This is a genomic window from Rossellomorea vietnamensis, from assembly GCF_008180615.1.
GTDB lineage: Bacteria > Bacillota > Bacilli > Bacillales > Bacillaceae_B > Rossellomorea > Rossellomorea vietnamensis_D.
Window position 1 is genome coordinate 1 of record NZ_VTEH01000001.1, and the last position, 20278, is coordinate 20278.

Annotated in this window: 25 protein-coding genes; 12 read left to right on the plus strand and 13 right to left on the minus strand. The window is 39.4% G+C overall.

Going from position 1 to position 20278, the window contains the following annotated elements; translation table 11 throughout:
• Positions 1-11 precede the first annotated feature (11 nt).
• Positions 12-164 carry a DUF5348 domain-containing protein gene (locus tag FZC79_RS22870; protein ID WP_187442619.1) on the plus strand — a complete coding sequence of 51 codons (153 nt, stop codon included), beginning with the start codon at positions 12-14 and terminating at the stop codon, positions 162-164.
• Between the two features lie 96 nt (positions 165-260).
• On the opposite strand, the gene FZC79_RS00005 is transcribed toward FZC79_RS22870, so the two are convergent.
• Both FZC79_RS00005 and FZC79_RS00010 read right to left on the minus strand, forming a co-directional pair.
• The gene (locus tag FZC79_RS00005) at positions 261-683 is read right to left on the minus strand and encodes a DUF4064 domain-containing protein (RefSeq protein WP_252183208.1); all 423 of its coding nucleotides are present in this window, start codon (positions 681-683) and stop codon (positions 261-263) included.
• A gap of 75 nt (positions 684-758) precedes the next feature.
• Entirely contained in the window at positions 759-1151 is a 393-nt protein-coding gene (locus FZC79_RS00010) for a thiol-disulfide oxidoreductase DCC family protein (protein ID WP_148944872.1), read from the minus strand.
• Between the two features lie 346 nt (positions 1152-1497).
• On the opposite strand from FZC79_RS00010, the gene FZC79_RS00015 reads away from it, so the two are divergent.
• From FZC79_RS00015 to FZC79_RS00025, 3 genes are all read left to right on the plus strand, one after another.
• Positions 1498-1698, plus strand: coding sequence for a hypothetical protein (locus FZC79_RS00015; protein ID WP_148944873.1), 201 nt, complete (start codon positions 1498-1500; stop codon positions 1696-1698).
• Positions 1699-1920: 222 nt separating this feature from the next.
• Positions 1921-2733: an alpha/beta fold hydrolase gene (locus FZC79_RS00020; protein WP_148944874.1), complete on the plus strand. Its 813-nt coding sequence runs from the start codon at positions 1921-1923 to the stop codon at positions 2731-2733.
• A 267-nt stretch (positions 2734-3000) separates the two neighbouring features.
• Entirely contained in the window at positions 3001-3660 is a 660-nt protein-coding gene (locus tag FZC79_RS00025; protein WP_148944875.1) for a DUF429 domain-containing protein, read from the plus strand.
• A 233-nt stretch (positions 3661-3893) separates the two neighbouring features.
• On the opposite strand, the gene FZC79_RS00030 is transcribed toward FZC79_RS00025, so the two are convergent.
• Entirely contained in the window at positions 3894-4751 is an 858-nt protein-coding gene (locus FZC79_RS00030; RefSeq protein WP_148944876.1) for an STAS domain-containing protein, read from the minus strand.
• Between the two features lie 547 nt (positions 4752-5298).
• Between FZC79_RS00030 and FZC79_RS00035 the strand changes: the two genes are divergently transcribed.
• On the plus strand, positions 5299-5598 hold the full coding sequence (locus tag FZC79_RS00035; RefSeq protein ID WP_148944877.1) for a DUF3817 domain-containing protein: 300 nt from the start codon (positions 5299-5301) through the stop codon (positions 5596-5598).
• 934 nt (positions 5599-6532) lie between these two features.
• On the opposite strand, the gene FZC79_RS00040 is transcribed toward FZC79_RS00035, so the two are convergent.
• Both FZC79_RS00040 and FZC79_RS00055 read right to left on the minus strand, forming a co-directional pair.
• Positions 6533-7012, minus strand: coding sequence for a site-2 protease family protein (locus FZC79_RS00040; protein ID WP_148944878.1), 480 nt, complete (start codon positions 7010-7012; stop codon positions 6533-6535).
• Between the two features lie 1066 nt (positions 7013-8078).
• Positions 8079-9068, minus strand: a complete 990-nt coding sequence (locus FZC79_RS00055) for a Gfo/Idh/MocA family protein (protein WP_148944881.1) — start codon at positions 9066-9068, stop codon at positions 8079-8081.
• Positions 9069-9320: 252 nt separating this feature from the next.
• On the opposite strand from FZC79_RS00055, the gene FZC79_RS00060 reads away from it, so the two are divergent.
• Positions 9321-10133 carry a DUF2935 domain-containing protein gene (locus tag FZC79_RS00060; protein ID WP_148944882.1) on the plus strand — a complete coding sequence of 271 codons (813 nt, stop codon included), beginning with the start codon at positions 9321-9323 and terminating at the stop codon, positions 10131-10133.
• Between the two features lie 627 nt (positions 10134-10760).
• Here FZC79_RS00060 and FZC79_RS00065 read toward each other — a convergent pair.
• Positions 10761-11465, minus strand: coding sequence for a class I SAM-dependent methyltransferase (locus FZC79_RS00065; RefSeq protein ID WP_148944883.1), 705 nt, complete (start codon positions 11463-11465; stop codon positions 10761-10763).
• Positions 11466-11655: 190 nt separating this feature from the next.
• Here FZC79_RS00065 and FZC79_RS00070 point away from each other — a divergent pair, with 190 nt between their 5' ends.
• Both FZC79_RS00070 and FZC79_RS00075 read left to right on the plus strand, forming a co-directional pair.
• Complete coding sequence (locus FZC79_RS00070) at positions 11656-11895, plus strand: hypothetical protein (protein WP_148944884.1); 240 nt, start codon at positions 11656-11658, stop codon at positions 11893-11895.
• Positions 11896-11920: 25 nt separating this feature from the next.
• Positions 11921-12118 (plus strand): spore germination protein, encoded by a 198-nt coding sequence (locus FZC79_RS00075; protein WP_148944885.1) that lies wholly within the window; start codon positions 11921-11923, stop codon positions 12116-12118.
• 277 nt (positions 12119-12395) lie between these two features.
• Here FZC79_RS00075 and FZC79_RS00080 read toward each other — a convergent pair whose 3' ends face one another.
• The 3 genes from FZC79_RS00080 to FZC79_RS00090 form a co-directional block, all read right to left on the minus strand.
• Positions 12396-13046, minus strand: a complete 651-nt coding sequence (locus FZC79_RS00080) for a CPBP family intramembrane glutamic endopeptidase (protein ID WP_187442587.1) — start codon at positions 13044-13046, stop codon at positions 12396-12398.
• A 337-nt stretch (positions 13047-13383) separates the two neighbouring features.
• Positions 13384-13503, minus strand: a complete 120-nt coding sequence (locus tag FZC79_RS00085; RefSeq protein ID WP_113928572.1) for a 3-methyladenine DNA glycosylase — start codon at positions 13501-13503, stop codon at positions 13384-13386.
• A gap of 257 nt (positions 13504-13760) precedes the next feature.
• Positions 13761-14354, minus strand: coding sequence for a DNA-3-methyladenine glycosylase (locus tag FZC79_RS00090; protein WP_148944887.1), 594 nt, complete (start codon positions 14352-14354; stop codon positions 13761-13763).
• 89 nt (positions 14355-14443) lie between these two features.
• On the opposite strand from FZC79_RS00090, the gene FZC79_RS00095 reads away from it, so the two are divergent.
• Entirely contained in the window at positions 14444-15643 is a 1200-nt protein-coding gene (locus tag FZC79_RS00095) for an NAD(P)/FAD-dependent oxidoreductase (RefSeq protein ID WP_148944888.1), read from the plus strand.
• Positions 15644-15770: 127 nt separating this feature from the next.
• Positions 15771-16061: a hypothetical protein gene (locus tag FZC79_RS00100; RefSeq protein WP_148944889.1), complete on the plus strand. Its 291-nt coding sequence runs from the start codon at positions 15771-15773 to the stop codon at positions 16059-16061.
• A gap of 131 nt (positions 16062-16192) precedes the next feature.
• Here FZC79_RS00100 and FZC79_RS00105 read toward each other — a convergent pair whose 3' ends face one another.
• From FZC79_RS00105 to FZC79_RS00115, 3 genes are all read right to left on the minus strand, one after another.
• Positions 16193-16888 carry a peptidase E gene (locus tag FZC79_RS00105; RefSeq protein ID WP_148944890.1) on the minus strand — a complete coding sequence of 232 codons (696 nt, stop codon included), beginning with the start codon at positions 16886-16888 and terminating at the stop codon, positions 16193-16195.
• 21 nt (positions 16889-16909) lie between these two features.
• Complete coding sequence (locus tag FZC79_RS00110; protein ID WP_148944891.1) at positions 16910-17212, minus strand: hypothetical protein; 303 nt, start codon at positions 17210-17212, stop codon at positions 16910-16912.
• Positions 17213-17498: 286 nt separating this feature from the next.
• Complete coding sequence (locus tag FZC79_RS00115) at positions 17499-18122, minus strand: NUDIX hydrolase (protein ID WP_148944892.1); 624 nt, start codon at positions 18120-18122, stop codon at positions 17499-17501.
• Positions 18123-18455: 333 nt separating this feature from the next.
• On the opposite strand from FZC79_RS00115, the gene FZC79_RS00120 reads away from it, so the two are divergent.
• The gene (locus tag FZC79_RS00120; RefSeq protein ID WP_148945446.1) at positions 18456-18854 is read left to right on the plus strand and encodes a secondary thiamine-phosphate synthase enzyme YjbQ; all 399 of its coding nucleotides are present in this window, start codon (positions 18456-18458) and stop codon (positions 18852-18854) included.
• Between the two features lie 134 nt (positions 18855-18988).
• Entirely contained in the window at positions 18989-19660 is a 672-nt protein-coding gene (locus FZC79_RS00125) for a DUF421 domain-containing protein (protein WP_148944893.1), read from the plus strand.
• 60 nt (positions 19661-19720) lie between these two features.
• Here FZC79_RS00125 and FZC79_RS00130 read toward each other — a convergent pair whose 3' ends face one another.
• Positions 19721-20278, minus strand: a complete 558-nt coding sequence (locus FZC79_RS00130) for a GNAT family N-acetyltransferase (RefSeq protein ID WP_148944894.1) — start codon at positions 20276-20278, stop codon at positions 19721-19723.

A 20278-nucleotide genomic window follows, 5' to 3' on the forward strand; every position in this document is an offset into this window, starting at 1 on the left:
AAGGTTACAAACTGAGGTGTGGCGAATGGTTCGAGCTGAATCTTGGTTATGGAAAGGTGTTGTCATGCAGGCTTGAGCTCGGCAGAGATTGGTACATTATCACCGGCAGTCACGAAGTCCGTTTTTATTTGAAGCAAAATGAAACCTATGAGGTAGATTTATAGATGTTTTGGGGAGGCCTCACAAGCCTCCCTTCTGTATCTTTAATAGGCAATAAATCCGTCAAGTTCAGGACAAAATGAGCCGTCAGTTTCAGGACATTATGGAGCGTCATTAACATCCTTAGGTTTTCTGACAAAGGCCATAATACCTGCAACCAGGAAAAGGATTCCTGGGAGGAAACCAGCGCCTACCGTACCAAGCCCGACTACTAAAGCAGCCAGGATAAACAAAATTCCTGCTATAACAGGTTTCTTGTTTCCTTTAATTAGAAGAACAGCAATCAAGCCAAGTATCGAGCTGATCAAGCCCAGACCTATCAAAAACGGACCTACCGATTCCATAGACTGAAGGATAAAATTTGTATCTTCGGCGGTAAGAGTTGGATCCTGGCTGAACTCCTCCTCCACCATCTCCTGCATGGCTCCGCTGTTTGCATTTAAAATAAAGCCCATTACGGCAAATAATGCACTCAGTATAATCCCAATGACTCCCATAACTATTTCTCCTGTGCGTTTTACCAATTTAATCTCCTCCTGAACATTTATTTATGTACTACACGTATTTACGAACAAACTTAATAAAAGATTCATTTTTTCTCATTGAATGAATCTTTTTTTCATTTCAGGGGATGGAAGCATACAACTATCTCTCTTTCCGAACCATTGATATCGATTTCGGGCAATAAGGTCATATACTTTATCTCTTATGACAGGAGGAATAATGATAAAGATAAAAAAGGTCTTCCAAATACCAGAGAGTTTTTTGCTCACTCTCAAGGCTGCAGAAGATTTCATATAACATTCATCTTGCTCTATCAAGACGATGCTGTCTGTTTTAGGATCAACCATAAATTTCTCCAGTAACGTTTGGCCGGTTTCGCTTTGTAAGGAAGCAAATTTAAAATAAGCATGCTTATCCCTTTTTATCACGAATTGAACGATATGATTGCAGAGATTGCAAACTCCATCAAATAGAATGATAGCTCCCATAATATCACCCTCCTTTCCTGCAACTCTATAATATCATTTTCCATGAAGGTTATGGTAATGTTTTCATATTACCTTTCAATATGCTTAGAGTTATAGTTATTCATGATTTCGCTACGTAACAGAAGATTTTTTCCTATTCAAAGGATTATATGGACAGCTATGGACTTATATCAATATTGGCTTTCCGTTAAATTAGAGGTACATTATAAAAGAAGATTTGAAAGACTATTTGGCCCCCTCGTTTTTTCTGACCTGGTTTATCCAGGTCAGCTTTTTTTTACTGTGGGGTACCTACATACATAATTTGAAGTTTCATCTGCATCCTAGAGGATGGAGGTGAATTTTTATGGATAATGATAAAGATAAAAAACAGCAAGACCCAAACTTTGACAGCCTGGATGACAGGCTGATTGCTTCACGGCCATCAAGTCCGTCTCTTGTTATCAAAACCAATCTGGATCAGCAAAACTCAGAAGAGTCCAATCCTTATTATCAAGAAGGAAACCAGCAAGATCGAGAGAAATTTCAAAATTTCTTCAAAGAATAACACCTTGCGCTTTGTACCCCGTAAATTAAGACTGTCCCATTTTCTCAGAGGAATTGGGCGGTCTTTTTATATTTCGATTTATAGTGTGAGATGATAAATTTCGGGTAATGGGTTATAATAGAATCGCTTTAGTAATCTTCTCAGAAAAGATATAGATCAACTATTGTAATCTATGAAAATATATAATCCATGTTTTCATCATCGATTGTGAGGTTGCATAAAATGTTACATTATCGAACATATGTTAAAGATACTTCTTTGCCTTGGGTAACTTTTATCCATGGTGCCGGGGGTAGTTCCAGTATCTGGTTTAAACAAATTAAAGATTTCAAAAAAGAATTTAATGTATTATTAATTGATCTAAGAGGACATGGAAGTTCCCAGGCTTCTTGGAAAAAAGGCGACTCCTTTGTCAATGTGGCTGAGGAAGTCATCGATGTTCTCGACTATCTAAAGATAAAGTCATCCCACTTTATAGGAATATCACTCGGAACGATTGTAGTACAGACTCTTGCAGGAAAACATCCTGAACGGCTTTCTTCCATGATATTAGCAGGAGCCATCATAAAGTTGAACCTTAGAACAAAATTTTTGCTGGCCGTCGGGAATGCATTTAAGTTTCTCATTCCTTATATGTGGCTCTACAAATTATTTGCCTGGATTATCATGCCTCAGCCAAGGCATATTGAATCCAGATACACATTCGTGAAGCAGGCTAGAAAAATGTGTCAAAAAGAATTCATACGCTGGTTAGGGTTGACAAAATCCATCAATCCATACCTGAAAAATTTACAAATTGATTCCCAGGGGATTCCTACTCTCTTTGTGATGGGTGAGGAAGACCACTTGTTCCTGGCCCCGGTGAAACAGCTGGTGGAAAAGCAAAAAGAGCTTGATTTACACCTAATAGAGGATTCCGGCCATGTATGCAATATCGATCAGCCGGAAAAATTCAACTTAATCACTCTGAAATATTTAAGGAAATTGAGCCCTGTGGCTGTTTCCATGCTCTTCCCATTATCCGTCTTTCTATAAGACGGTTTTTTTTGTGCTGATAACTCTCGAAAGATGATCTGCATACAGAGGAGTTCGCTGATAGAAGCTGTGCTTGTTATACAATACAAGCGGATTTAATAAAAAACTTTCAGCGCCCATTACCCCAAAAAATCCGATTTATAACCTTAGTAATATGGGTAGAGTGTTATGAAACAACATCAAAAGCTTAAGCATGTTAAAAAGGATAACGATTCGCTTGACAAGCACTGAAATTATAATTCAATAAAATAGAAAGCAGGTGAGATCATGATTGTTATGGGAATTGATTTATCAGGTCCCTCTAATCCAAAAGATACGGTAATTTCAATTTTTGAAAAAGTCAATGGATCTTTAAGATTTCGGCAGTTGATTTCAGGAGCTACTGATGAAGTGATCCTCTCTCAAATTAAAAGAGAAGTAGAAAATGATTCTGTGTTTGTAGGCATAGATTCCCCCTTATCTTACCAGGACGGCGGCGGCGACCGAAAAGCAGACAAGAGCCTTCGTGCCTATATAAAAAGTCTTGGTATGAATACTTCTTCGGTCATGTCACCCACCATGAATCGAATGGCTTATCTCACCCTGAGGGGAATTGCCCTGACACGTTCGATTGACTCTCTTAAGACAGACAGACCAATAAAGGTTGTGGAGGTTCATCCAGGTGCTGTAATGGGTTCTAGAATCCCTGATGAACTGCTTCCTCATCTGCTTGAATACAAAAGAAGCGAAGACTCTCAAAAGCAGATCTTTCATTTTCTCCAGTCCACAGATTTGAATGAACTGCCTAATGAGGCAGGATCCTCTACACATGCAATAGATGCTTGTGCAGCTGCTTTGGGAGCGTGGCATTGGGGAGATCCTTACCTTGAACCGAACTGGTGCCAAAAAGCAGTGCCTCCTCACCACCCCTTTGATTTCTGCTGCTAATGATCGACATTAACTAAAACCCCGGCTGAAACTTTCAGCCGGGGTTTTGATTATTAATGCAAGGCTCTTTTCGTAAACTTCGTCGCTATTTGGATGCTAATTCCAAAAAAACTAATCATTATTCATCTTAATAACTTGGTGATCATGAAAGAAAAGAGCTGCTTTCCCCGATTAGAGAGAAATCCCTTAGTATCCGGGGACCTCCGAAAGCAACAATTGTTGCGATAAACAGCCTAATGTAAAAAGCTCTCTACATGCAGACCATTTTCCTTTAAAGCCTGTTTTAAGCTGCTGTATGATGGATATTCTTTAAAATCAATACCCAGGTGGACCGCGGTCATCGCCAATTCAGGACGAATGCCCGAAAGAAAGGCCTCGACACCTATCAATTTCAGACTGGATATCATTTGAAAGATTTGGTTGGCAATCATTGTGTCTATAGTTCCCACTCCGGAAATGTCGATAAACAACTTGGTGATATTATATTTCGTGCATTGCTCCAAAACTGAATCTGCAAGTCCTTCTGCAATCGTTATATTTAAGTTTCCTAAAAGAGGAAAGATGGCAGCAGATTCAGTGACGGGAATCACAGGGGAAATAATTGCTTTAATCAGATTTTCCTGCTTTGATAAAGAGTCCTTTGTTTTCGCATGGTATAGCTCGGTAAATTTCTCAATGACTGAATCAAAACCTGAATTTAATTCTCTGCTCCATTCTAAGACCTGGGGTACTTCTGTATGGTTTTCATGAATGAACTTTTCAATGAAATCCCAAAAGATTTTCCGGAAAATACCGAACTGCTGAACTATTTCATTAATCGATGTACCCAGCTCAACTCTCTCATGAGCTATTTTTTCTGCCCATCTGTCTACTCTTTCGCTAAAGTTGTCTTTGCATATTAATACATACGCAAGGCTCTCAATGAATTCTGAATTCTGGCTTCTAAGCTTGCTTTCTATTTCTGAAGAGGTATTTTTAGCATATACTGAAAAACCAGCACAGTGCTTACGGCAATCGAGCCAGGCATCCGTCATTTTATGGTCATTATCGATAATATATTGAAAAAGCAGCCTATTATTTTTTTCCTGCATCAGGGGGTTCACCTCATCTTAAATATACTTTTATTTTATAAAGCTTTGATATTTTTAGCAATATTTAAACTGTTAAAAATGCAGCGTAAATTAAAGGAATCTTCCTTCTGAAAACTTTTCTAAACCTGCCTTTGACATTCCATACTCTTCACCTTCGAAAGGCTTCAGCTCAATTGCTCGTGGATTCTGCCTCTCTTCTAAATGTATAATAATTCCTTACCGAGTTTACTTCGTCTTATGAATATTAAAATCATCTTTTGGTAAAATTTGCTGCTATTTGGTACTACTTCCGAAGAAATGTCACTATTAAGAAGTGTCAATATGGTAAGGTCGAAAAGAAAAAAAATGCTCTTCTCCGATAAGAGATCAAACTCTTAGTATCCAGGGAAAATCAGGCTTTTCGAATTTTTGCATAAGCAACAATGAATGCGAAAACAGCCTTTTAAAAAGACTAAAGTGAAAATTTAATGAAATCTTTAGAAAGCAGGGATTTATCCCATCACAATATACTATAATAAGAACAAGTATAGATATTGGAGGAACTACTATGTTAAAAACAGATATTGGACGATTTAGGTTAATGGGATTTATAGAAGGAGCATCCCTGTTGGTTTTATTATTCATTGCAATGCCGCTTAAGTACATAGCAGACATCCCTGAAGCTGTGTCGGTTGTGGGGGCTTTACATGGTTTTTTCTTCATTGTATATTTGCTGGTCATTGGTTATACGACAATCAAGGTACGCTGGGCATTTAAATGGATCTTCGGCTCTGTTCTAGTCGCCTTTGTTCCGTTCGGCAACCTGATGCTTGACAGCAGGCTGAAGAAAACAAATTTTACGGTGTAGGTGCAATCATAAATGAGAAATAATCAAAAGCAGCGATTCTTTTGCTGCTTTTTTTTGTGAAGCTAAATAAGGTTAGGTTATACTCTAACTTTCAAGTGTCATACCTGCTTCCAGCTTTAGAGACCAGCTCTCGTCGACAGATAACCTGAAGAGAATTAAAGGAAAAACCGCCTTTTTCTCTAAGCTATTTTTCACAAGCTTTGTTGCTATTATGGATTAAATTCTAGAGATAACAATATAATTCACCTAGATAATTCTGATAAGCAAGAAAGAAAAGAGCTGCTCTTCCCGATTAGAGAGAAAACCTCTTTAGCCAGGCGAGATCAGCTGTGGGAATTTTCCAAAAAGCAATGAATGCAAAAGGCTGTTTTCGTAAAGATTGTGGCTGTGGAAAAGTGATGGATTTCCTCTCCAGCCGCACGACTCCGCGGGGCGGGCGGTGAGCCTCCTCGGCTTTGCCTGCGGGGTCTCACCTGTCCCGCTAGTCCCGCAGGAGGTCGCACGCCTTCCGTTCCAATCCCCTTCCGTGAAGGGGGTGAAATGCAAATAGCCATCCAAAAGCAACAATCTTTTAGAAAAGAGCTATGCAAAAACACCCTTTAAAAAACCCTTCTCATAAATTTTCCGAGAAGGGTTTTCTAACTTAACAAGGTTTTCAATATGATTTTGAACTCCTTTTTTTGTTTCTATACTTTTTATATAATGGATATACGATTGGCCCCCATTTGACAAGGGACTTTATGAGTCGCTTCATGCCGCCAATACCTCCCTATGAAATCTAATAGTAGTGTTTTTCCCTGAATTACAAATTCGTAAACTATTAAACTCAGCCTATTCTCAATCTCCAGTTAAGAGAGAAACTATACATACCGGGGTTTAGTTTTTTCTATCAATTTTAATCCTGCCTGTAAACAGGTAGTTCAAAGATGATAAATCAGTCTATTGGATCCGCCTTCTTCCCATATTTAATCACCTCGTAAATGGCAAGTCCGTCACTTGGCTGCCCTTCCCCTGTCTTGAATGGAAACAGAGAGAAAAAGATGAAATAGACAGAGAAATAAACGAACTGGTAAAAGAAAATATGGACAGGCAGTGTACCTTGATAGATCAAAAAGTTGATTACCAGAATGACTGCAAGGTTAGATAAACTGCCGGATATATAGATAAATATATGAACCCATAATTTATCGTATTTGAGGCTTTCATATTGACACCAGCCATCCATAAAATATAATCTCTTCACCTCAAGCGGCCCTATCTTGAACAAGGTTTTCCCTGCACCCAACGTAAACTTAATTTTGGCACCAAATGCTCTTGCGGCCAGTACGTGTCCCGCCTCATGGACCAAGGTCACTAAAGGCAATGTCAAAAAGAACGCAAGAAAAAAGGTCCACATATCACTCAATGTAAACATTCATGAAACCCCCGATTTTAATTTTTCCTATGTCTATTGCCGGAACTCTTATGCTTTAACCTTATTCTTCTTGAATTTAATAGACTCGTAACACAAAGTACATGGATGTATTAAAGGAGGGAGATTTTGGTGCAGTAAAGTTATCCAGTTTAACAGCCCCAGAATTCAAAAATCTTCTTATGATATCCCTATCCGAACCCTTTCTAACCTATTGATGCAGCATACCAAGCATCTCTGCTTAAATTAATTCCACAATAATATAGAAAGAGGCTGGGACATAAGTTGGGATAGTAGAAAAATAAAACCGCATGAGTTCAAGGTTTTATACTTGATTTCATGCGGTTCTTTCATTTTAATTGGCTCTATTTGAAAGATGTTGCTTTTAAGGTTATTTATCGATTTTTCCTGAACGTAGACGGATTGGAGCGGAAGGTGTGCGACCTCCTGCGGGACTAGCGGGACAGGTGAGACCCCACAGGCAAAGCCGAGGAGGCTCATCCAGCTCCAGCGGCCAGCGACTAGCAGATTTCGGTCTCTCTCCTTGCGATAAGTCATCATCGAATCGCGGTCGCTCTCCGTGATTCCTTTATCTCATGCGAGAGCCCTAAAATCTGTACGTCGCTGAACGGCCACTTCCGCTTTTGCTTCACCGCCCGCCCCGCGGAGTCGTGCACCTGGAGCGGAAATCCATTCTTTTTACTCAGCCACAATCTTTGCGAAGAGAGCTTTTTATTATGGTTTTGTCCCAGCCTCTTTCCGGCTAATCGCAAAAGTATTTTTGGATGGTTCCGCTACTGAAGTTTCTTGTATTCCTTGATGAATGAAGCTGGATTTTGTTTTACATAAAAAGTGTGTACTCCCTGATGAGTATGTAAATAAAGAAAACCTTTTCCTTCATTTAATGACTTATAAGAGATATCATAGACATCTTTCAGCCAAAAAGATTTCAGCGAACACGCTATGCATTCGCCATAAAGTAATAGCTCATGTTCTGATTCATATGATGCCTGAACGTTACTTTCAATTTTCCTGGTGACGACGTAATATGGATGACTAGCAATTAGGTTCATTGTGAATCATCACTGGGAAACTTGATACCAATCTGCCTTCTCGCCTCTTCCAGAATTTCCATAGTATTTAAAGACTGCTGAAAGGATTGTTTCGTGGATTCTCTTTCACCTTTCACTATGGAATCGACAAACTCACTGATTTCATAAAACATAGTGTTTTCTTTTTGATCAGCACTTATATCTTCAACTAAACCATCTCTATAATGTATTTCTACCTTTTGAGGATCAGAAATACTGTCAATGATGATACTCCCATCCTCTCCCTGTATTTCTGAAGGGATAGCAGAATTAGTAATCTTGGAGTACATCGCCACCGCTTCCATCTCTTCATACTTAAAAAGAATGGTCCCTTCGCCATCTGCACCCGTTTCTAATAACATACCCTGCGCAAAGATGCTTTCAGGAAGTCCGAATAAGGTGATGATTGGAACAACACAGTATATGCCTATATCCATCAATGACCCATTTGCCAGTTGCGGTTTAAAAGCATTGAGGACGGTTCCATTCCGATAGGCATCATACCGGGAGGAATATTGATTTTTAACAGAAACAAATCTTCTTACCCTGCCGATTTTGGGCAGGTTATCTTTGATTGCCTGAAACCCTGGAATAAAGGTTGTTTTCAGAGCTTCCATTAACAAAACATCATTATCCTTTGCCGCCTCAATCATTTTTTGAAGTTCTTTAGTATTGCTGGCAGCAGGCTTTTCGCACAGAACGTGTTTTCCACCATTCATAAAGAGGATGGATTGCTCAGCGTGCAGAATATTAGGGCTCGCTATGTAAACAGCATCGATACTATCGCTCTTAGCCATTTCCTCTAAATCAGTAAATGTCTGCTTAACTCCATGCTTGCCTGCAAATTCTTTGGCGCGTTCTTCCGTCCTGGAATATACCGCTTTGAGTTCAAACCCGTCTACTCCTTCCGCAGCATCCAGAAACCGATCAGTAATCCAGTTTGTTCCAATAACTCCAAAACGAATCATAGTAAAACCCTCTCTATTCTCTTATAAGTGATTAATACACATACTTTATCACTTTTTACGAGCAGGGTGAAATTATTCAGGCTGACAGAGAAATAACTTTTACTAATTTTTGCTGTCATCCTCTCATATATTAAATCGATATCATTTAGACAGGTCTGATTCCTTCCCTTTTTTAAAGGGTCATTCTGAAATTGGGAATTTCAAGTCATTAGGATAGTACTTTCGAAAAAATCTAAAGGAGTGTCATATTGGATGAATAGAGAACGTTTTGAGGAAAAGGCTCTTTACGAGCACCGTTTCTGGCTTCAAATACTTGGAGACCATGCCCGGTTTATTCGTGATACCTTATCCCCCCTTGAGAAAGAGGAGATAAATAGGGCAGAACAATTCATCGTAAATATGGATCAGCTCCTGGAAATGTCAAGGCAGCCTCTCTCAGGCCAAAAACTGGACGATTTGACTTCAATGGCTGCAAAGCAAACGGAAAAATTGAGAACCTTTAAACTTTCGCTTATAAGAAAAAAATTAACTGGTAAAGTCGTCCTCGGTCTTGGTGAAACATTCATTAATCACATGGTCAATGAATTAGAAGAATATATTAAAATCCTTGATCATCTGTTGAAAAACGAAGAAGTTCCTGACTTTCATCCCGTTCATCACCACCTCCTCTGGCTGGCCGATGCAGCGGGACATGCAGGCGCAATTAATGACAGCCTTGACCTTAGTGAGAAAAAACTGAAAGAAAAAGGGACGGAATTTCAAAAAGATTTTGAAGCTTTTTACTTAAAGGCGATTGAACTTGCAGGCTATATGAGAACTGGTTTGCTCGAATTTCCTGCCTTATCGAAGTTCAATGCAGATGTAGAATTGGAAATGAAGATATTCAGAAGCTTCCTCAATGAGTTGGAAGAATGGGAAATGAACAATAAGCTTCTAGGATCCTTTTCAGCATTAATGRCTGACCATATGGGAAGGGAAGAATGCTACTATCTTATCAAACTATATGAATCTGCAGGAACACAGCTGCCGGAGTGCGACCCAACAGCTCCCCGTATAAAAGCATAAGTACTTCACCACTTTAAAGCACAAAAAGAACAGATCTTTTTCGTGCTTTAAAGTGATAAAATTAAAAGGCTCTACTCTTAACCTTTGTTGGTATTATATAGTAACTTCGTAGGTAAACCGCTTTATATTCTGCTAAACCAAAAGAAAAGAGATGCTCCCTGTTTAGAGAGATAACTTTTAGTGTCCCGAGGGTGATACTGCCGAAAGCAATATCAATGAGAAAACAGTCTATTTAATTAACGGATTCTGTTTTGAAGTACAAATTTCTAATTAGTCAAAGAAACGGTTGAGTTATTCGCACCCCGAAAATAGGTCTATTGATCTCCAATCCAGGTGCGTGACTCCGCGGTTGATTTCATGCGGTTCTTTCATTTTAATTGGCTCTATTTGAAAGATGTTGCTTTTAAGGTTATTTATCGATTTTTCCTGAACGTAGACGGATTGGAGCGGAAGGTGTGCGACCTCCTGCGGGACTAGCGGGACAGGTGAGACCCCACAGGCAAAGCCGAGGAGGCTCACCGCCCGCCCCGCGGAGTCGTGCACCTGGAGCGGAAATCCATTCTTTTTACTCAGCCACAATCTTTGCGAAGAGAGCTTTTTATTATGGTTTTGTCCCAGCCTCTTTCATTATTTTGTACAACGGATAATTCTTACTCCCAGCAAGTCTTTGTATTCCGCTAAATATCCTTCGTGTCTATCCAGCATTTCATGAATCTCTTCGGGAATCTCTTCTGATAAATTAAATTCTATAACTGGTTCTTGAGACAACAGTGGAAAATCCGGTCTTTCTATTTCCACTTTCTTGAATCCTGCCTCTTCCGAACACTTCCTCCACTCCTCTTCTCTAAGCAGCTGCTTCACCCCATAAAATCCTGTCAAGATTTTCATATCTTCACTTGAGATTTCCCGCTCAACCGTCATCTCGACAGCGATGAAGACACCCCCCGCCTTCATAACCCTGTTCGCTTCCATCAGAACGGCCTTCTTATCAACAAAGGACAAAACAGATTCACAAATAATGAAATCAAACTCTTGATCCTTAAATGGCATCTTCTCTGCAGATCCTGAGATAACTTCCACCTCAGCCTCTTCAGCCCTCATTCTCTTATGTGCTTTTTCCAGCATTACCGGATGATTCTCCAATCCGACCACTCTGCAGCCGAACATCTCTTTTATAAAAGCTGCAGTCTGCCCTGTACCACAGCCGATATCCAGTACTGACATATCTTCTGAAATTGTTTCGCGGTACATCAGCTCCTTGGTTAATAAAATTCCTCCTGGATGTGCGCCTCCAATTCCATACAACGCCAAGAAATCAAGATAACTGCCCATTTCTCAAACCCCTTTTCCCCGATAATGTCTTATCAACACTTAACCTTCTGTATGAGTTAAAGCATCCGTCACTTTCCCTTTCTCTAATTATCTAATGAAAAGAAGAGAAAATAGGTGAATGTACAAGCAACCATTCTATCGGGGAATAAGTTAATACTATACTAACTGAATTTGAGAGGAGAAGAGAATTATGAATTATTACAATCTATGCTGCCGTTACCATGGGAAAGTCGTCAGAATCAATGATCGTTTTGGAAGAAATCATATTGGGGAAATCACTCGGGTTACCAACAGCAAGGTTTATATCCGTCCTGTCAGGCCAAATCAAGGATATGGCTACCTAGGGTGGGGTTATGGCTATGGTGGATTCGGATACGGAATCGCATTAGGAGCGATTACAGGGTTAGCACTTGCTGCTTTCTTTTGGTAAAACGGTATAAAGGAGCCAGAGCATCATGCCTTGTTTTATTAAAAATGTATATATTAAAGAAGTAAGCGGTGGAGAAGTAACCTTCGGTGCTCCACTCTATCAGTCACCCATCTCAAGCACTAAAAGCACTACGGGATCCGGTTCAGGAAATACAGGACCATTTCAAATAACAAACACAGGATTTTCTGTCACCTCTACAACTCCAGTTCAAATATCCGAATGAACTTGTTGCTATTTAATATTAATTTCGTAAGATAACACCATAAATCACCCTTAAAATCCTGGTAAGCAAGAAAGAAAAGAGATGCTCCCCCGGATTAGAGCGGAAAACCTTAGCAATCCAGAGAAAAATCCAATTATTGGGATTTATTATGAAAGCAATCTTTAGAAAAGAGCCTTACAGAATAAATTAATGAGACTGCACCAAAGCAAGGTATTTAAACACCTTGCTTTTTTACATTTTTGATACTTATAGTTATACCTAAGGGAAAGAAAAATTTTCACCAGGTATGGATATACACCAAATAGATTAATATGATACCGGTATCTGCCAAAACATGGCTGAGGATAGGTGCAGCGAGCGAACCAGATTTGTGTCTAAAGATCCCCCAGATGAGCCCTGCCAGAAAAATCGGAATGACAGCAAGTACATTGAATGGCCAATTAAACAGCTCTACAAGTGAAAGCAAATGATACAAGCTGTAAAAGAAAGAAGAAATGATAATGGCATTTCCAGCTGATGTAGACATTTTCAACTCTTGAAAAATGAAATTCCTCCAATAATTTTCTTCAAGATAAGGGTTTAATATTAGTAGTACAGCAATTAACACCCATATCATCTTTCCATCAAAATCCCATTGCTTCAGTAATGAACGAATAAGTTCCAGATCAATCAGGAATGAGAATAAATAGGAAACAGCGGCAAAGATAATCACCAGTACAAGGGTTCCGCTAACCATCCCCAGCATTAGTGAGCGGGAGGTTATACTGAATTTCCATTGTGAATGGTTTTGCTTCTTCCAGCTTGAATAGACTGGGATAAGAAGGAGCCACCCGTAGAATAACGCAAAAGTTAAAGGTACATTCCCAATAAGGGTCAGCCCAATGAAAATCATGATGGTTGGACCCATCAGCAATAGAGTTTTTCTCATTTCACACCTCAAAAAAAGTTTATATGTACTATTCTTCTTATGGTACCATCGGCAGTGACCGCTTAGGACCATGCATACATCAATAGTTTTTGATAGGCTGTTTTCGTATACTTTGCTGCTATTTCAGATAAATTCCTTTAAAAATAACCATATTTCGCCGGAATAACCTCGTAAACAGGAAAAGAAAGAGCTCCTCTCTCAGGTTTGAGAGAAAACCCTTAGTATTCGGGGAGAATTCCGGCTCTTGGGATTTTTCCGAAAGCAACAATTGAGGAAATAGCTGCAAAAAGGATAGAACCCTATGGATTCTACCCTTGGCTTACGTATATAACCAGAATCAATCTTCCGGATGCTTCGGCTTATCCGGATCCTTTTGCGGATCGATTTCCTGGTTGCTTTCCTTTTTTTCTTCCTGTTCTAAAGAGAGGTTATCTTTTTCTTCTTGTTCTTTGCTCATTATGAATTCCTCCTTTAAGTTGCGTTCATTAAATCTTTTCCCGTTCCGAATTTTAATCAAACAGGATTTCTTCAGATTTTTTTCACTTTCTCTTTCTCTGATCAGTATGAGTGATCCTCCCAAAAAGACTTTTCTTAAATTGAAGATTAATTCGGCATAATTTATGCCTCCCCTTTTAGGTTCATACTGATACAAACCCTGAAAAGAAAAAAAGTATTCTAACTCTATAGAATAGCTTCCCATTTTTTATGCTGCTGCTATTTAGAAATGTATGTATTTCCAGTGATCCAATAGCGATAAAGATAATCACGTGCTTCCCCGGAATTGCCAATTCCGATTCTTGTACCTTTTTCTATACTAACCGGCTTATACCCTTCTGCAATATATAAAGGACCCTGATGAAAGCATCCGCCATAGTCTTCCATGGTGATTCCCATGGCTTTTGTCAATTTTCCCGGTCCATTTGTCAGCTCTTTTCCCTTCTTTGGTCTTCTTTCCATCATATAATCTATGCCATCTCTCGGCTCCACGGCTCTGATCAGAATTGCCTCCGGTTTTTCCACCTGCCCGCTCACCACATTTACCAGACAATGAGTGTGCATCACATAGGTATACACCCTCCCTGCCTCAGCATACATAATTTCCGTTCTTTTGGTCCGTCGATTATTAAAGCTGTGAGCAGCTCTGTCCTCCGGTCCCATATAGGCCTCTGTTTCCACTATATATCCAGAAGTTATCCCTTCTTCTGTCTCTTTGATAAGCAGACAGCCGAGCAAGTTTTCAGCCAATTGAAGTGTGGGTGCCTCATAAAAGCTTTGGGGCAGGATTGTATAGGATGTAGAGTCAAACATTTCAGCCTCTCCTTTCTATGCGTGAATGATTACTAAGATTTTGAAGAAAATAGTATTTACCAAAGTTCTTAAATTAGGATGTGTTTATAATGAATCTGCAGTCGGGAAAGCTATATTGGCCTTCTACCTTCTTGAATGCCCCATCTTACCCGGTCCTTCAAGAAAATATAAATTGTGATGTATTGATTATTGGAGGAGGCAGTTCCGGTGCTCAATGTGCCTACTTCCTTTCCGAATCCGGACTTGATGTAGCAGTAGTCGATAAACGGAAAATAGGCTATGGAAGTACAGCAGCTAACACAGCCCTCATCCAGTACATGGGCGATAAAATGGTCCATGAACTAGTCAATTCCTTTGGGGAAACTAAAGCCATGCAGCACCTAATCTTATGCAGGCAAGGTATGAGTGAAATTAAAAAAGCGGCTGAATCACTCGATATAGATGTCGAGTTTCACGAAAGAGACACTCTTTACTACGCAAGTACAAAAGAAGATCTTCCCAAACTCAAAAAGGACTTCCAACTTCTCAATAAACATGGTTTCCCTGTGGAGTATCTTGATAGAGAAAAGATAGCATCCAGCTATTCCTTTTCCAAATTGGCAGCCATCTACGGAAAAAAGGATGCTGAGTTGAATCCTTTTAAATTCACTCATGGATTACTGAAAAAAGGGATGAAAAGCGGAACAAGAATATTCGAAGAAACCCTTATTACTGGACAAAAAGTGACAGAGAAGGAAAGTGTATACTATACGGACAACTCCTCTTCCATCACAGCTCAATATGTAATTGTTGCCGGGGGCTATGAATCCCTGGAATTTAAAAAGGAAAAAAACGCAGTGTTGAACTCTTCCTACAGCATTGTCACAAATGTTGTAGAGGATTTCAGCGGATGGCATAAACGCTCCCTTATATGGGAAACTGCCAGGCCTTATATCTATATGCGTACCACAGCAGACAATCGAATAATCATTGGAGGATTGGATGAGAATACCGATATCGCTGCCGAAAGAAACGGGAAAATTCTCAATAAGAAGGATAGACTTGTCCAAGAGTTCAATAAGCTTTTTCCTCATATTAAAATCACTCCTGAATTTTACCTGGGTGCATTTTATGGAGGAACTCACGATGGCCTTCCTATGCTCGGTATATATGAGAGCAAACCAAACCATTTTTACTTAATGGGTTACGGAGATAACGGGACTGTATATAATATGGTACTTGCTAAAATCATCAGGGATTTGATAGTAAAGGGCAGTTCAGAAGATCATAAAATCTATCTTAAGACTTAAGTCCATATATCCAGGTACCAAGCTTTTAATTACAGGAAAAAACTTAAGTTGCACAATATAACAGGTTGAACACTAAGTTTAATCAACCATTTTTGCATTTTTACTTACTAAAAAACGGAGGTACAGGATGGACATCAACATTGAACAACTTGCTGAAGAGATGCCTGAATTTGAGAGTCACCAAGAAGCAAGTGAATGGTTCGGAAATCGGTTTCAAGGACAGTTTATTTTTAAGGAAAAGGATACCTTGAATGGGATTCCTACTTACTTTTACCACATAATTAAAGATGTTAATAGTTATAACCGTTACATGAATGCCCTCTCGCAAGAAGAAAGTGAAATAGAAGCAGCCCAGTCCTTCTACAGCTATACGACTGTTTTAATAACCGATGATGGTGATATTGAGATATCTTTATAACTGCCATTTCATTTCCTTCAATGTGTTAAAGCCCAGCTTCCTTGTTAGAGGTAAAATAAAACCTCCATTGATTCAATCAAACTCAAGTCACTCACTTAATTCTTAGGGGGCTGTTATCAACAGTTCCCATTTTATCCCAAAAAGATCGTATTTAGTTTTTGTTGTGCTGCCTTTCCCCCGCATTCTTCTACAAGATAAGCAAAAGCATGCCGGCGTGAAGAAACTGCTTTTGCAAGATTGCCATCGATAAAGTGCAGGGCTGCACCATCATCCGCTGCGTAACCTGCTTTCAATATCGAACGTGCTATTAAATCTGTGTATGCTGGACGCCTTTCCAATTCCCCATCATAATGGGGACAGTGACTTCCTTTTAAAAAACCCAGACCATTAATTGGTTCCAACCCTTCTCCAAAGGAATCTGTGACTCCTTCTTCAAACCAGCATATGGAACCCGCACTTAGCCCCGAAAGTATGATTCCGGAAGACAAAGCCTCTTTCAGAATAGTGTCTAATCCCCATTCATGCCAGAGTGCCATTAAATTTTTGGTATTCCCTCCTCCAACGTAAATGATATCCTGACTTAATAGAAAACTTTTGAAATCACGGGTGTGAGGTTTAAAAACTGATAAGTGTGATGGTGTACAATCGAGTTTCTGAAAAAATTGATAAAATCTGTCTATGTATCCTTCAGCATCACCGCTGGCTGTTGCAAGAAAGCAAATGTTAGGTGTCTTCACAGATGCTTGTTCCAAAATGTATGTATCAAGGAGGCTGTTTTCAGGTTCCATCGAAAACCCACCGCCCCCAAGCGCAATGATTTGCTGCATGCCAAACCTTCCTTCCCCTGATTAATTCAAATACTTCGGATCTGTTTCAATATGCCTTAACAGATCTAGTTCGGGGTGTTTCTTATCCAATTGATAGATATATTTCAGAAAGTCTTCACTGCCAAGAGTGTAAGCCACCTCAGGAAATAGTTCACTAATGAGAAGCAATTCTTTGCGGCTTCCTTGTTCCAAAAACTGAATCGTCTTTTCTTCATCTTGAAGAAGCAAATCCAGCAGTCTTTGCAGATATTCTTCCATACGGGGATCTTCATCGTCCATTAAGGCAAGCTTTCCCAGAACACCCCTTACATGTTCATTAAACATTCTTCTCCCTCCAATATAATAGACTCCGGTGCTTTAGTAATTTCAAGCTGTATTTACTGCTTTCTGATATTTCTTGTTACCGAGGTTTTTCTCTCTGCCCTATTCTTATTGTATTTCAGAAAATATCCGATTACATTGGCGTTATATGATTACATAGCTGCATAACGTAACTAATGTGACATAAAGTTATTATATCCTCCAGGCTAAGGTATACCCAGAGCTTTGACAAACGTTCCCCTTTGGACATAGATACTTATACACAGAATCGGGTTGGAGTATAAGCTGTTTACTCTATTTCGGTCAATTCATCAATAAAATGCTTCAATATCTTAGCCGTCAATCCCCATATGACCTTATCCTCATAGAAATAGAAATACTCGTCGATCTTTCTTGTCAGCCAGTTATAATTCTCCCCTCCGGCGATTAAATCCAGTGGAAAGTCCTCTTCAGGTTCAATTGTAAAGCGTACTTTATATACTTTAGGTTCTGTATCAATGAAAAATGACAAAGGAACCGTAAAAGTTTCAGCTACCTCATCTGCATTCGGTTTGATTATGGCCTTCTCATCCAGTATTCCTACATAAGGGAAGATGAAAGTGCCAAACGAGGAAACAATGTAATCCATCGGGTAGAGGGCAGATAAGTTTCCTTCCTGGATCCCTAGTTCTTCACAAGTTTCCCTGATAGCTGTCTGCTTTTCTGTTTCATCACTCTCATCGACTTTTCCTCCTGGAAAACATATATCGCCAGGCTGACGCCTCAGCTGCTCTGACCTCACTTCAAACAAGATATGAATGTCATTATTAACTTTAATTAAAGGCAGAAGCACTGAAAATCGGTAATACTGTCCGCTGCCCAGAATGGTTGGTGTCCGATTTTTAAATCTTCGTTGAATATCTTCTATGTTCATCATTTCCCCCCTATCCTTTACCTTACCCTTTTTTTCCGTTATAGCAACTGGTTATTGCTAATTCCTTTGCAGCATTGCTTCTTAATAGTGAAGGCAACTCATTTTTCTTCTCATATCACCAAATTCATTATTTCAACAGGACTATTGCCTTATCTCATGCAGTCAATGCCTATCAGGCACAATAAACAAAGCTTTCCCACTTTAAGTAATTCTTGTTAACACTTGTATATCCTGCTTTTTCCTGCAAATCGCCTTGTACTTATCAACAAGGTTTAACTTCATTAAAAATCAGCTATAGTAAAGGAAGGAGAAAAAAGGAAAGGGTTGATAAACTTGATAAGGGAATTTGAAATCACGACGACAAGCAGAGATGAAATAGTGGATATCACAGCAAGGATACAAGAGTGGATATCTAAAACAGGGGTAAAAGAAGGGTCATTGATCGTTCAGTCCATGCACACAACAGCCGGAATAACCGTAAATGAAAATGCCGACCCTGATGTTAAAACAGATTTTTTAATGAGACTGGATGAAACCTATCCATGGAATCATATTAAAGATCTTCATAGGGAAGGAAACACTGCAGCTCACTTAAAAACCAGCACGGTCGGCCATTCACAGACATTTATCATTTCAAAGGGCAGAATCCTTCTGGGTACATGGCAGGGAATCTACTTTTGTGAATTCGACGGACCTAGAACAAGAAGGTGTGTTTGTAAGCTGACTGAATAAAGACGTGCTGATAAAGTATAATCTACTCCCCTTTTTCACAACCTAATCATCAATAAGGTGGTTTGCAGAAGCTCATTAACACACAGCAAAGCACTTATTTAACGGGAACGTACTTAGAAGGAAGTGAAAAGGTAATGGATTTTGACTTACTTTGGAAAGCTGTTCTAATCGTTTTTGGAGGAACATTACTTTTACGTGTGGCAGGAAGAAAATCTATCTCACAGATGACATTAGCACAAGTTGTCATCATGATAGGACTCGGTTCACTTCTTGTGCAGCCGATTGTCGGCAAAGGAGTTTGGGCTACACTGCTGGTTGGGCTTACCTTGGTACTTACATTGGTTTTTATGGAATTTGTCCAGATTAAAAATGATCCATTGGAGAAATTCATCACAGGACAATCAAAAGTGGTTATACAAAATGGCACATTGCAAAAAAAGGCATTGAAAAAAATGCGCCTGACCGTTGATCAGCTGGAAATGAAACTGCGGCAGTCCCAAGTCAGCAACATTTCAGATGTTCAGTATGCGACATTGGAACCGAATGGACAGCTGGGAATCATTTTGAAGCAGCCAAAACAGCCTGCAACCAAAGAAGATATCATTCAGCTCAGGCAGGAATTGGAGCTGCTTACTCAAATGATCAATAATAAACTGACTGTTTTCCCCGGAAATTCAGGCTATAAAGCCATTCCTGTCCAACAGCCAACAAGTTATACCGCCTCCACTGCTTCTATGCAGGAAAACATTTTTGATGAAGTGAGTAATAAGGGGCATATCAATGAACCTCCGAATGACTTACAATAATTAAACAACCCGTTCACAGAAATGGAACGGGTTGTTCGGTTCGTTGTTACCATAATATCATTATGGTAAATTTAAATATTCATTCCTCAACATAGAAAATACGACAGTGTCATGATACTTCTCTCCATCGAAATCTGTCTGCCTCAGCACCCCTTCTTCACAAAATCCATGAGCAAGCAGCAATTTACGTGATCCTTCATTCTCATCGAAGATATCCCCCACCACCCTGTTTAATCTCAGATTATTGAAGCAATAGGATAAAATCACAGGTAAAAGTACGGTCATTACTCCCTTTTTTTGATACTCCCTGGAGATCACTACTCCCATCTCCGTTTTACTATGCCAGAAGTTAAGCTTATGAAGCCGAAATATACCAATGATTTTCCTGCTATGTTTCTCTTTGATTACCCAGGGTATTTCACTTTGCATGCTGAACTGCTTCAGTGAATGTTTTATACTTTCAGCCACCTCTTGTACCGTTTTATCAGGGTGGGGTGTTAAATACTTCATGGTTACTCTGTCTCCTAGAAATTCAAACATATGTGAAGCATAGTCCTCTTTAATTTCAGTCAATAAATAGTTCTCTGTTTCAATTACAGGTATACTTTCCAATTGCAT